Origin of the sequence: Pseudomonas sp. MAG002Y, from assembly GCF_019400845.1 — a bacterium.
Lineage (GTDB): Bacteria > Pseudomonadota > Gammaproteobacteria > Pseudomonadales > Pseudomonadaceae > Chryseomonas > Chryseomonas luteola.
Map to the genome: position 1 here is coordinate 82,188 of NZ_WOEJ01000021.1, position 12,590 is coordinate 94,777.

A 12,590-nucleotide genomic window follows, 5' to 3' on the forward strand; every position below is an offset into this window, starting at 1 on the left:
TCGGGTTCGGTACGTCTCCGTACACCTATTGGTGGTCAAATGTCTTAGTGGCCCCGGTAAAGCCCAGCGTATGAAGCAGTTATTTGTGAGAGTGGATAGGCAGAGTTGATCGTTATACCCAGAAACGACAAAGCCGCCCCTGGGTCAGGGGCGGCTTTGTTTGATCATCGAGCCGCTGTGTTTTCAGACTGAGCGTCTTGTCACGAGATGGAGATAAAAACAACCGGCGGGCTCTTCAGACAGGGGAGGCGCCCCCTGTAGCCAAGCAAGGCGTATCAGGCGACTACCGTCGTGCTTTCCCGCTTGTCCCACTCTTCTTCAACTTCACAGAAACAGACATCGGCTGCAGCATGCAGACGGTCCAGTTGGGCTTCGGTCAGATTATGCAGGGGAAGCGTTTCAAGCAGCTGGATAAGCGTATCAAATTGGGTAACGTCCATCATGTCCTCGTGGGATAATCAGATCGATATGGCGTATTACCTCCTGTTAGTACGCGCGAGGCGTTCTCACAGGAGGTCTGTCAATTTCAATGAGTAATTCGACTTCACAGGGCCAAGGCATATCGTGTGGACTGCCGGCCGCCGTGCGCACATGGACTGCCTAGCAACGACCTTTAGCCGCTACCGGTTCGAGTTCCATGGGTTAGGGGCGCGCATTCTAATGATGACCGCTCGTTCCCTCTAGGGGGTTCTGCCCAATGGCACGCAAATATTTCCGTAATATTGCATTGACGTGTAAAAAAATCTTTTGCTGGCACGGACTTAGCTGACCCAAAAAAAATTTAATTTTTTTGGGTTGCTTTTTACGTTATTGGACGAACTGTATACATTCAGCGCCAGACCAAGCTCCATAGAGCTTGGTCTGGCCAGCACGCGGTCTGCAAACAGTCACTCTCAGAGCCCTTTTATGCGAGAAGGCGCTGTGTGGCTTATGTTGTCAGCTGGTTGAACTGGCCCACTGCATCAACTACACGCTGGGCACCGTCCTGGATATCAACGATGACCACACCGGCTTCAGAGGCCAGCGCCAGACCCTGTTCTGCTTGGTTCTTGCCTTCAGACATGCGGGAGACGGCTTCCTGAGCCAGTGCCTGGTTCTCTTGGACGACGCCAACGATTTCTTCGGTTGCTTTGCTCGTTCGGGCTGCCAGCTGACGCACTTCATCGGCCACTACTGCGAATCCACGGCCCTGCTCACCTGCGCGGGCGGCTTCAATAGCCGCGTTGAGTGCCAGCAGGTTGGTCTGCTCGGCAATGCCACTGATGGTCTTAACAATCGAGCCGATTACGAGCGACTGCTTATCCAATGCCTCAATGCCTTCAGCAGCGTGTTCCATCTGCCTGGACAGCTGCTGCATGATACCGATGGTCTGGTTGACTACGCCTGCGCCCTTCTTGGCTGCAGCATCGGTTTGTTGCGACGTACCGTAGGCGATACCGGCCGCCTCGATGACAGCGTTTTCACGGTTGACCTGATCTGTGACGACCGTTGCGAACTTCACGATCTTGCACAACTTGTCTTCCGCATTGAGGATGGGGTTGTAGGAGGCCTCAAGCCAGACGACATGACCATATCGGTCCACGCGCTTGAAGCGACCGTTGACGAACTCGCTGCGATTGAGCTTGGCCCAGAAATCCTGATACTCAGACGAATTGTATTCGGCCGGCTCGCAGAACAGGCGGTGATGCTTGCCCTTGATCTGATCCAGCGTATAACCCATAGCACTGAGGAAGCGGTCGTTGGCGGTAATCACTTCGCCGTTCAGGTTGAACTCGATGACGGCGGTAGAGCGTAACAGGGCCTTGATCAGGCTTTCGTGCTCGCGGGAAGTCTCGATCGTACGGGTCAGGTTGTTGGCGTAGATATAAAACTGATCAACCTGACCCGAGGCGTTGCGTATCGGTTGCCATAGGCAGCGTAGCCAGGCCTCCTTACCGTCTGCCCTGAGCAGACGAACAACGCCACTAAAATGCTCACCTTTCTGTAGCGCAATCTTCATCCGGCGATAGATATCGGTTTGCTTGATAGGTGCTGGAACCAGCTCATCAATATTGCGGCCGATGATCTCATGGCTCTTGTAGAACATTTCAAGCATGAATTGCTCATTGACCTGTTCAATCACGCCTCGTGAATTCAGGGTGAAGCCTATCATCGATGTGTCGAGGCTTTGTTTGACCTGTTGTACAACCGAGAGGCTTTCCCGCAGGGCGGCCAGTTCCTGTTTGAGGCGTTTGAAGAACATGATTGATCCTTGGGTGAATGGCCGGAAGGGGAGGCTTGGTTCATTTATCGGCGCCCACAGGATTTAATTAAAGGAAGATGGTCATTAAATATTTATGACAGACCAGCGGCAGGATTAGGCAGCTGGTCTGTCAAATTGGGCAATCACTCCCTTCAGGTGCTGGCCAGCTCTGCCGCACGAACTACATCTCTAGCCGGCAAGGGTTTAGCGAACAGATAGCCTTGATAGGTGGTGCAACCATTTTCGGCCAGCAGCTGGCGCTGCGCTTCACTTTCCACACCCTCTGCTACGATATCGAGGCCAAAGGTCGTAGCCAGACCGGAAATGGCCTGGATGATAGCAACACTCTCCGACCCTGGCAGCCGTTGCACAAAGCTCTGGTCGATCTTGACCTGATCGATGGGCAGCTTCTGCAGATAGTTGAGTGATGAGTACCCGGTACCGAAGTCATCCAGGGCGAAGCGAACACCTTGTCCTCTGAGTGTTTCGATATGCGAACAGGCCTGGTCGAGGTCCAGTATCAGAGTTGCCTCAGTCAGCTCGATTTTGATCAGGGCAGGGTCGATATGCTTGTGTTTCAAGACGTCCATGACTTCAGTGGCAAAACTGGATTGCCGTAGATGGGACGCGCAGACATTGACCGAAACCGGTAGGTGGGCGAGAGAAGGCTCTTTTGACCAGGTAAGCAACTGCGAGCACACCTCATCGAGCAGCCAGCGGTCCAGTTCGGTAAGTAATCCTGTGTTGCTTGCGACTTCCAGAAACGCGGCAGGGCCTACCAAGCCCCAATCCGGATGCTGCCAGCGCAGAAGCGCTTCAAGGCCGATAAGCCCTCTCTGATCGCTCCACTGAAGCTGATAGTAAACGCGGAATTCATTGTCGAGCAGCCCTTGCCGGATCTGTTGCTCCAGTTGCAGGCGGGCAGCAATGCTGCTTTGCATGCTCGGATCATAAAAGCGAATGGCATTCTTGCCGTGGCTCTTGGCTGAATACATGGAGATGTCGGCCTGCTGAAGCAAGTCGTGGCTTGCACTTCTGCTGTCAAACAACACAATGCCTACGCTACCGCTAATAGTCTGATTACCTTGTTCGAATTCGAAAGGACGCTCCAGGGCCGCCAGCACCTGCTGGCCGATGTGACTTGCCTGGTGCGCGGCAGCTTGCTCGTCTTCCGACAAGCCTTCCAGCAGGATGACAAACTCGTCTCCTCCCAGACGAGCCACGGTATCAGTTACCCGCACGATCTGTTTCAGACGGTGTGCTGCTTCCTTGAGGACGGTATCGCCGGCATCGTGGCCATACAGATCATTGATGTTTTTGAAGTTATCCAGATCGATGAATAGCAGGGCGCCGCTATGTCCGTGTCGCTGGCAGGCAAGCTGGGCCGTTTTGAGCCGCTCCAGGAAAAAGCGCCGATTGGGAAGTTCGGTCAGGGTGTCGTAAAACGCCAGCCGACGGATCTGCTCTTCGTACTCATGCCTGGCCGTGACATCACGAGTTACCATGACGATCGCCTGCTTATGTTCTGCATCCGAAGCGATCGCCTGGGCCTTGCCCTCGAAATAGCGTTCCCCCGAAGGAGAGCTGAGCTGGTATTCCACGGTGAGAGGTGTCGGGCTTTTCAGGACCTTTCTGACCCAGGTGGTCAGGTAGTTCGCCTGGGTATAAGGCAGCACATCCTGCAATCGCTGGCCCACCTTCGCCAAATGCTCATTGATCTTCTTGGCATCATGAGAGGACGAGACGACCTCCTGAAAGCGACCGTCCTGATCGATAACCAGCAGGATGTCAGGAATCGCTTGGGTAATGGCGCTCAGTCGCGCTTCGCTTCGCGCAAGGGCCTGTTCAGCCTGGTTACGTTTCTCCTGGTCACGAAGCAGAAGCCAGACGAGTAGGCCTGTAGGGGGCATCGTCACCATCATGGCCAGCATGGTACGTTGAGCCGCCTGGCCGAAAGGGCCATATACGAGGGTAAGCGTGAGCAGGGCGAGGGCATGTACCGCACCGCCCAGCAACAGTACCTGAAAAGGGCCTTGCCTGATCCAGCCTCGGTGGTAGGCCATGCGATAAGCGAGACCTAACGCCACGGCCATGAAGGCATTCAATACGCCGGGGTAGGCCCCTACGCCGCCTAGCCAGAACCGATACAGTGCCGTCATTGCTGCTGCAATACTGGCAACCAGGGGACCTGCCATCAGGGCAGTTACCGACAGTATGGCCAGCCGCGCATCTACAAAGATCCCGAGGCCAATCGGTACGGGATGTATCATGACGGCAATACAGATCAGGCCCGTTGCACATCCAACAATCAGTTCCGATGACAGTACCTTGTGTGGCCAGGTACGCCAGAGGTAGTCCCGTAGCCAGCAGAGCGCCAGAAGTAGAGCGGCATTAGAAAGAAAATCCACAAACATGGCGACCTTGGTCTCCTTCGCCTAGGCGCAATTCCGTACTGGCATTCAGATAGACGTCTGAGTCAAAATTGCTAGATAAATGCGGCCCAATCGTCGGATAACAGCGATCTGAGCCCGTTATTCGGGACGTTTGTCAATGGCAAGCGCTGAAATAGAACAGCGCAGCGGTTTGAGTACAGGTTTAACAGGAATGTTCATTGCAGCAGGGATGTTGATCGTAGCGCTTGTGCTAGGGCACATGGGGCGCAGCTATAAGGCGACACGTACTGTTCGCCTTGATCGGCCTCTGGCCTATATCGGACTGTTTGCCTTTGTTCTTGCAGGCGCTGTCGTGTTCTTTGGCTAATGCCCACCAATTTCCTACCGACACCATCAGGCTCGACATGCCTATCGTCAAGCGGCTGGCAATGTCCCTTATTTGAGCAGCCTCGCATCCATCCTTTCGCTATGTCATGCCCAGGGCAAGCTGGCCGTGACCGAGGATGTCGACACGGAGGAAAAGCTCAACGCTGCCATTCAGGGTTAACTTGTGTCAACGCCACTACTGTTGAATGAACTCGCCGCTTGGCATTACAGGCGCGATGTTCTGTCCTATTGCGTATAAGGCTCTTGCGCAGCGCCCTGTATCTGCTGGGCGCAGTATCTTCTTGGTTCCTCTCACCCGTAAGTGTTAGCGACTTCTCCCTTTATGCATCGCCTTGATGGCTTTCATTGCGCCCTATTGAACTCTTTTAAATCCTAGAGTCCGACTGTTGGCATTTAGTCCTGTCAAGTCAATTTCAGTTATTTTTGTATGTATAAATGTAACCATTTTATGCTGCAAGTCGATCAGTTGCGTTCGCGCTTTTGACCAGTGACTTCAGTAGCAAGTGCGTCCACATGGCGTGAGCGCGGCAGGTTGTTGGTGTTTCAGAGTGGTGCAATCAAGGATTGCGTATCGGTTGTGTAGCCGCATCAGGCGGCACGTCATGTCCAGGTAATAGGACGGGTAGTCAATGAAGAAAGTAAGTACAAATACGTTGTACTGTGGTTTATTGGGGTTGGCGTTTGTGCTGCATTTCGGGCTGCTTGAGCAGAATCCCCAGAACCCTATTGGTATTAAATACCTGACAGAGCTTTATCTGGCCGCCTGTTTGGGTTTCAGCGCCATGTTTCTAGTGGGAACCGTTGGAGCTGAACGAAAAGATTACAGTGTTGCGTTCCTGTTCTGTCTGTTTTCGGCTTTTACCTTTACCTTCCTCCCGGCGTTGTTTGCCGAGCTCTTTTATGGTCAGCCGCTGGTCTATGGGGTAATCGAAGAACGCAGGGTGCTGCTCTGCTTTAGTGTCATTCCCTTGTTGTACCTAGCCAAACATGTATCGGCGGCACAGTTTGAAAATTGCATTCTGATCGTGGCGCTAGGGGCTGTTGTCCTGTCCTGGCTGTGCTATTTCGAGGTGTTGCCAGATCTGCGAGATGGGATAGACCTGGACCTCAGCCGACCGGGCCGTGCCTCGACCGGGGCATTTGCCCTAATCATTGGCTACTGCCTGAGCATCTACTTCTGGGGCAAAGGAAAGTCACCTATAGACGGCAGCCCTCGCTCCAGTCTTCGCTATGGACTGCTGGCGCTCGTTTACCTTGCGACACTGGTGTTCGTCACACAGACCCGGCAGGTCATTCTCTTGTGCATCATCTTTACGTTCCTGTGCCTGCGGGTTAAGTCCGTGAAGCTGGCGGTGATTGGCGGCTTGCTCGTTTCCCCCTTCGTTATCGACCCTGACCTGCTCGAGCTTTTCGGGGTTAATATCGATTTCTACATGCAATCAGCCCAGAACGGCGCTACGGATAATGTGCGCGAGGCTACCATCGCCCAGATCATGGATCATCTGCATGAGTACAACTGGGTACCCAGCGGTAGTCTGAGCCTGATGTGGAATGATGGTTTCAAGCACTACTTCAGTTACTACTTCTTCCTTTCCGATGTAGGTGTGATCGGTACGCTGTTCCGCTTTGGTTTTCTAACCATCGCGATCATTCCGGTCAGCTTCCTGGTGTATTTCAAAGTGGCCAAGCGGCTGAATCCCAGTCTGGATTTTACCTTGGCTGTGTTCCTGGCCCATCTTTCTATCTGGCCTTTGCAAGGTATCTTCGAATATCAGGAGGGTATGACTGCCTTGTTATTTGTTTTCCAGGCACTTAAAACGTTTCATAGCCAGATGCCCAACGAATCGCTGTCCAATCATCCTGAGCGGGAGCCTTATCAGTTGGCCTGAACCGCATCTGACATTAAAACGGCCCGTGGAGGGCCGTTTTTTTACCTACCAGCCTGCGTATCCCGAGCTGGAAATATCAGGCAATGCGTGCATGAATGCATGAAAAAGATAAACCGATACACCAGTACATGCTAAAGGTACTAGCCGTTCAGTCTATTGTTGTCATGCCGTCACCTCTGTTGCTCCATTTATCCAGTAGCGCTCACTGCTGATTACGATGATGGCTGCGCGCCATTATACTTGTTGCAATACATCAGGTAGTGCAAGCAGAGCGGCAGTGTTCAGTTATATCGAGTGGAAACGTTTTCGTTCCTTGTAGTCGAAGTGTCATCTAGACATCAGCTGGCAGTTCGACTGGGTAGGGGCAGACATCCATGATCTTGACCGAATTCGATTGCTATCAACTGAAAAACCGGCTGGACAATATTTGCGGTGCCCGACTGCCGGCCGCCAATATCGATAGCTTCTACTTCTTTCTGGACGCTTTGCGTACCGCCCGGAATGTATCTGAGCTGGAGCTGGCCGCTGCCAAGATTGACGGTTTCATGATTGCGCTGGAAGGGGCCGGGCTTGTCAGTGGAACATCCGCCATGTTGATCGGCGGTTTTGTTTCTCGGGTACAGGCACACCGTTTGGAAAGGTTGGGTGTTGAATGAGCCGCCGTTAAGTAGCTGGCTGGTAACCGGCTCATTATGGAGCCAGATAGTGACAAGCCACTCGTAAGGCTGACGATCTGCTTTATTCTTGATGATGTATGACAGGTTCTTCGATGGGCGCTTTGCTTTTTGTATTACACGCTTGCCTTCGAAGGCTGTCCTGTTCAGCAGGTATTACGTCGCTCGCCGTGGTGCTGATCGCTTGCTCCACGTTGGCAGCAGAAGCACCTGCTGCACCAGGACGCGTATTGGTTCTGGATAACCAGGATAACTATCCTGCAGGCTACCAGACGGACTATCTGTTGCACCCCTTCGCCGAGACATTCGAGGCTATTCGCTACGCTGTACCTGATAGCGCGTGGCAGCCGAACGCAAAGGCATTAATCAGTCTTGGGTATCAGCAGGACGGTAGCTGGATCCGATTAAGGCTGGAAAACCCCTCGTCCGAGGTTCGCCGATGGTTACTGGTGGCCGAAACCCCTCTGATCGATCAGCTTGAGCTGCGCCTGTTCGATCCTGTTCTGGAGCGGTGGTCTTCAGTCGAATCGCTTGGTAATCGCATACCCTTGAGTAGGCAAGCCACCAGCGGCCCTTATCCGGTCGCTACGCTTGACTTGCCGCCCAATCAGGCCATGGTTCTGTACGGTCGCATGCGTGCGAGCCAGCCGCTGACCATTCCGATGGAGATCATGTCTCCTGCCGCGTATGAACGCATCTATACGCAAACAGCCCTGAGCCTGAGCGCCTTTCTGGGCGCAGCAGTAATCATGCTGGCTTACAACCTATCACTCTATGTCTTCATACGGGACCGGGCCTATCTCTGGTATAGCGGTTATCTCGCTGGTGCCATCTTCTATATGGTCTGTGCGACCGGCTTTGGACGGTTGTATCTGTGGCCGGAATGGACTGAACTGGCAGTGCGTGCCACCGTTCTGTCCATTTCGCTTTGCATAGCCGGTGCCGCCCAGTTCATCAAGCACTTTCTTCAGTTATCCAGCCACAGCCGCTTCTTTTCAGTCTTGTGTAAAAGCTTTCTGATCTATTGGCTTGGCGCCTCGCTGATTATCGCGATCGACCCTGCGTTCATTCCGTTTCTCGGTATCGATGTCATGGTCTTTCTCAGCTGCCTCACGGGGCTATGGGTTGGCCTTGCCTTGTGGTGGCGAGGCCATGTATCGGCCCGTTATTTCACCATCGCCTGGGTAGTGCTCAATCTAGCCACCTTATATATGACGCTGGTCATGTCCGGCTTGAGCAAAGGGTGGGTCAATCCGTTGTATGTCCAGATGCTTGGGTTCGCGCTTGAGTTCCTGTTGCTGTCGATGGCCTTGGCCGAGCGGATAAACCGTGAGCGTGCAGCACGAATACAGGCAAAGCAGGAGGCGATAAGAACCAGCGAGCATCTGGCACGAGAGCGGTTGGCGACCTTGCAGGCACAAGAGAAGCTATTGATTCTTCAGCAGGAAACCAACGAAGCACTCGAGCGGCGAGTGAAGGAGCGGACTCTGGCCCTGGAGGAGGCAAACCTTCAGCTGTCACGCCTGAGCCGACTGGATGCCCTGACCCAGTTACAAAACCGAAGTGCTTTTGAAGAAAACTTTACCGCCTCGCTTGCACAGGCCCTGGCAACTGGGCAAATGCTGAGTGTTGTTATGATCGATATCGATCACTTCAAGCAAATTAACGATACCTATGGTCATTCGACAGGTGACGAATGTCTGGTCAAGGCTGGGCAGGTATTGCTGAATCATACCCAGGGGGCAGGCGATCATCCGGCGCGTTTTGGTGGAGAGGAATTCATTCTACTCTTCATGAATCGCACCCCGACTGAAATGGCAACGCTTGTCGAATGTATTCGAGTCGACATGGCCTCCCTTGGCATCAAGACGGACAGCGGAACGCTGCGTTTTACGGTAAGCATTGGCGTTGAATGCCGCTTTCCTCGACCAGACGATACGCGTGTCGACTATTCCAGAGCGGCTGACACAGCGCTTTACCAGGCCAAGGCCGCAGGACGTAATCAGTCTTGTTTTGCCATTACTGTCCATTAGTCAGCACACCTCTCCTGCAACAGGCCAGCCTGCAAGAGACTGGCCTGCGGTATGCGCGATCAGTAGATGACCAAGCGCTTACCAGCCGCGTACATCGGGAGCCAGCTTACCGACGGCTTGGTGAGCCGCCTGGTGCAGCTCCGGTGCGGATGTCTTATCCGACGCGAGGATATTGGCCTCTTCTGCGCTGGGCTGAAGAGGCTTCTGACGGAATAGCAAGGTGTAGAAGGAGGCGGCGCAGGCATACCCGCCTGAGAAAGAGGCATGGCGCCCGTCAGCTATGTACAGCTTGGCCACTGAATCGCTTGCAAACGTACCCTTCCAAGACTCACCGCAAGGGGAGAGTTGGGCGCCCATCTTGCGCGCCAGGCTCACGTACTCCTTATAGATCTGTGGTTGCTTACCCTGTTGATTCTCGTTGGCCCAGGTTTCGAACAGAATCGGCTTGGCATGGTGGGCACGAATCAGGTCATTGAATTTCAGCGCATATTCTTCCAGCCGTTCTGGCTGAAGCAATGGCCGAGCGGCGTGCTCCTGCAGGACAACATAGTCATAGGTGTTGCTTGCCAGCTTGCTTTGTACCGCTCCACTGTTCCAGTGCTGCTCAAGGGTATATGAGGGTTTGGCAATCGAGTCCGCCTCGATGGTGCAAGACGATGATGCGCTGTCGTGGGCGCGTGACGCCATTCCCATCAGGGTGGTCGTCAAACTGTTCGCATAGGTGTAGCTGTTACCAACGAACAACATGCGAATGGTGCACGAAGAAGCCTCAGAACTCTGAGCAGCAGCGGCGTAATGTGCGCTGGCGATGCATCCAGCAAAGAGTGTGGCAAGCTTCAGGGAACGGGTGAACAAGACCCTATCCTCCATACATTTATGAGGGTTAAACAATAGGTGTGGGCTGCAAACGGCATCCTGGTGCGTTTGCGGGGGCGCATTGTGCGAGGAGGAGGCGGTATTTATAAGGAGTGACTGTGCGGGGAGTCACGTACTGCTATTTGGAACAAGCGAAACGGCGAACGCGTGCAAAGTTCAGGGAAATAAAATCTCCCAAGATTTCGATGATGGTGGCTATTTAATAGCTAAATAATAGCTAAAATCAAGACTAAATAGTCTTGTTTGCCTAATAAGAGCAATTTTTTAAGAGTGAGGCTTAGCTCGCTTGTGAGCCCTGCTGAGGCTCAACGACATCCTCATCGATATACCGGCCAGCTTTTTCCTGTTCCAGGAATGCCGCGTACTGATCCTCCGTGATCAGGTTTTCCAGCAGCAGTTGCGAGGCATAGGATTCAGCCGCCTTCTTGTTCCAGCGAATCTCTCCCAAGCTGTCCGGGTTTTTGATGCAGCGGATATAACGCTTCCAGTACGGGTCCATGATGACTCCTGCTTCCTGCTCATGGGTAACGGGGCGCGTGGTATATCACAACTGATGGATTTGTGAAGCGGTGCGTATAAGAAGTGTCCAGCTTTCTGTTTGATAAAGGCGGCCATGCTGCCTCAGGCCAGCGAACGAGCCGGTCAGGGATCAAGGTTCAGCTGGCGACCGCTATGCCCGGGTTTTTCAAGTACATCGGCGACCTCGGCGGCGAGATGAAGAAGCTCATAATCTTCTTCGAGACTGGTCGAGTCGTCGGCTTCCCGTTCATCCAGAATGGGACAGTTGACCAGCGTCCAGTGAAGCGGGCTGGTATCGAGCCGCTCGTGAATCTTCTGGCAGACACGTCGCCAGCGAGGGTCGACATCCTCATCTTCCAGCGCAGCGAAATCACCCACTAGCATGAGCTGGGATACCTTGCCTTTGCGTAGGCCGCTGATGAGTGCAGCCACAGCATCGATCAGGTAGTTGGGATCTTCGACCTCAATTACTACGCGAGGTGGTTCCAGTACCGCGACGACTGCCTTCATTCCCGCCACCCCCTGGCTGACTTTATAGGCGCTGAACATATGGCCAGGGGTCGATTGGGGATAGGGGCGGGGCGGTAATGCCTTGAGATCCGCCTGTAGCGGCACGGCCTCATGTTCGCGATTAAGCAACTCGTTGATCAACGCCTGGCCCAGCGGGCTCTGCGCGCCGTAGACCGCGACTTTGAGCGCTCGCGCTGCTGCATACGTCATGAGAACCTCGCCTCTGTCAATCCTAGATGACTGACCGGACGGAGCGCCCAAGGTTCTGCCGCGACCGTACCGGCCATCCCACTGCTTAGGCTACATCGGCCGAATTGTCATAGGCTTTAAGAAAACAGTAGGACAATTCTCATCGCTCTGTAGAAAATATTATCGCGCCGCTGAAGACCGCACATGACTGGCCGATAGCCTCTATAGCCAAACAGAAATCTGTTAGCCAGACCTTGTATATCCCCACCTTCAGTAGGGCCGAGTCGTATGCTCAGTAGAATAAAGTTCAGCCACAAGATCCTGGCAACGGCCTCGGTAGTGCTGATTGCTGCCTTCTCGTTGTTCATGACGTACAACGATTATCTGCAACGTACGGCAATCACCCGGGACCTGACCGTTCGCCTCAATGAACTGGGCACCAGTGCCTCCAGCAATATTGCTAACTGGGTAAGTGGGCGTATCACGCTGCTTGAAGGAGAGGCGCAGGCGGTACAGCGTGATCTTGCCCCTCAGGCATTCACTGCAGTGCTGGAGCAGAAAGCATATACCTCAAGCTTTGACCTGACCTATCTGGGGCAGGCGGACGGTACGTTTACGGTTCGACCCTCTATCAGTATGCCTGCCGGCTATGACCCGAGAACACGCCCCTGGTATCAGGGCGCCCAAACCAAAGCCGGTTCGATTCTGACCGAGCCTTATGTAGATGCCGCTTCGGGCGGATTGATCATGAGCCTTGCCACACCCGTCATGCACGAGGGGCAACTGGCGGGTGTTCTGGGAGGCGATCTGAGTCTGCAGACGATGGTGGGTATCGTCAATTCGCTCGACCTGGGCGGTATCGGTCATGCGATTCTGGT

At 53.8% G+C, this 12,590-nt stretch carries 11 protein-coding genes and 1 pseudogene; 5 read left to right on the forward strand and 7 right to left on the reverse strand.

Annotated elements, in window-relative coordinates; translation table 11 throughout:
- Positions 1–275 precede the first annotated feature (275 nt).
- From GM154_RS22560 to GM154_RS22570, 4 genes and pseudogenes are all read right to left on the reverse strand, one after another.
- Positions 276–440 (reverse strand): hypothetical protein, encoded by a 165-nt coding sequence (locus tag GM154_RS22560; RefSeq protein WP_010798829.1) that lies wholly within the window; start codon positions 438–440, stop codon positions 276–278.
- A 488-nt stretch (positions 441–928) separates the two neighbouring features.
- Positions 929–1,450, reverse strand: a complete 522-nt coding sequence (locus GM154_RS26090; protein WP_374940342.1) for a methyl-accepting chemotaxis protein — start codon at positions 1,448–1,450, stop codon at positions 929–931.
- Between the two features lie 18 nt (positions 1,451–1,468).
- Positions 1,469–2,242, reverse strand: a pseudogene (locus GM154_RS26095) (PAS domain-containing protein); the annotation flags it as partial.
- Positions 2,243–2,394: 152 nt separating this feature from the next.
- Positions 2,395–4,656 (reverse strand): bifunctional diguanylate cyclase/phosphodiesterase, encoded by a 2,262-nt coding sequence (locus tag GM154_RS22570; protein ID WP_219653434.1) that lies wholly within the window; start codon positions 4,654–4,656, stop codon positions 2,395–2,397.
- A gap of 136 nt (positions 4,657–4,792) precedes the next feature.
- Between GM154_RS22570 and GM154_RS22575 the strand changes: the two genes are divergently transcribed.
- The 4 genes from GM154_RS22575 to GM154_RS22590 all read left to right on the forward strand — a co-directional run bounded on the left by GM154_RS22575 (position 4,793) and on the right by GM154_RS22590 (position 9,618).
- On the forward strand, positions 4,793–5,002 hold the full coding sequence (locus GM154_RS22575) for a hypothetical protein (protein ID WP_010798826.1): 210 nt from the start codon (positions 4,793–4,795) through the stop codon (positions 5,000–5,002).
- Between the two features lie 649 nt (positions 5,003–5,651).
- Positions 5,652–6,911, forward strand: a complete 1,260-nt coding sequence (locus GM154_RS22580; RefSeq protein WP_219653435.1) for a hypothetical protein — start codon at positions 5,652–5,654, stop codon at positions 6,909–6,911.
- Positions 6,912–7,285: 374 nt separating this feature from the next.
- Positions 7,286–7,567, forward strand: a complete 282-nt coding sequence (locus GM154_RS22585; protein WP_219653436.1) for a hypothetical protein — start codon at positions 7,286–7,288, stop codon at positions 7,565–7,567.
- A gap of 113 nt (positions 7,568–7,680) precedes the next feature.
- On the forward strand, positions 7,681–9,618 hold the full coding sequence (locus GM154_RS22590) for a diguanylate cyclase (RefSeq protein ID WP_219653437.1): 1,938 nt from the start codon (positions 7,681–7,683) through the stop codon (positions 9,616–9,618).
- 78 nt (positions 9,619–9,696) lie between these two features.
- Here GM154_RS22590 and GM154_RS22595 read toward each other — a convergent pair whose 3' ends face one another.
- From GM154_RS22595 to GM154_RS22605, 3 genes are all read right to left on the reverse strand, one after another.
- Positions 9,697–10,473 carry a hypothetical protein gene (locus GM154_RS22595; RefSeq protein WP_019366715.1) on the reverse strand — a complete coding sequence of 259 codons (777 nt, stop codon included), beginning with the start codon at positions 10,471–10,473 and terminating at the stop codon, positions 9,697–9,699.
- A gap of 298 nt (positions 10,474–10,771) precedes the next feature.
- Positions 10,772–10,993, reverse strand: coding sequence for a hypothetical protein (locus GM154_RS22600; protein ID WP_219653438.1), 222 nt, complete (start codon positions 10,991–10,993; stop codon positions 10,772–10,774).
- Between the two features lie 143 nt (positions 10,994–11,136).
- Positions 11,137–11,733 carry an NAD(P)H-binding protein gene (locus tag GM154_RS22605; RefSeq protein WP_150346264.1) on the reverse strand — a complete coding sequence of 199 codons (597 nt, stop codon included), beginning with the start codon at positions 11,731–11,733 and terminating at the stop codon, positions 11,137–11,139.
- A gap of 267 nt (positions 11,734–12,000) precedes the next feature.
- On the opposite strand from GM154_RS22605, the gene GM154_RS22610 reads away from it, so the two are divergent.
- The coding region (locus GM154_RS22610; protein WP_219653439.1) for a cache domain-containing protein at positions 12,001–12,590 on the forward strand (590 nt) is incomplete at its 3' end.